At 37.6% G+C, this 295-nt stretch carries 1 pseudogene; it reads right to left on the bottom strand.

The annotated features are described in order from the left end of the window. Positions 1–85: 85 nt before the first annotated feature. Positions 86–295: pseudogene (locus ACFINZ_RS10400) on the bottom strand (MFS transporter); the annotation flags it as partial.

Raw genomic sequence — 295 nt, 5'->3', positions numbered from 1 at the left:
ATGTTCCTCACCCAATGCCTTTGAAAATGAAATTGGCAGCATTTCTGCCGCCAGCATTCATTTTATTTTTCTTCTTTATTGTGTTCTAGTTTGATATTTCCTCATCCGTAAATCCAACAAAGCAAAGTAGTGAAATAAAAGAGGCAAGAAGTAAATAATAGCCGATATAAGAAGTATCAAAATGCTGTACCAGATATTCCGCAATATAAGGTGCAAGAGATGCACCTACGATACCGGCTAAGTTGAAGGTTATAGAAGAACCAGTGTATCGAATTGCTGTTGGGTATGGTGAAGC

Origin of the sequence: Bartonella sp. AA81SXKL (genome assembly GCF_042196945.1) — a bacterium.
In the GTDB taxonomy this organism is placed as follows: Bacteria; Pseudomonadota; Alphaproteobacteria; order Rhizobiales; family Rhizobiaceae; genus Bartonella.
Note: the sequence above shows the minus strand (reverse complement) of the source record. Positions and strands in the feature narration are given on the sequence as shown.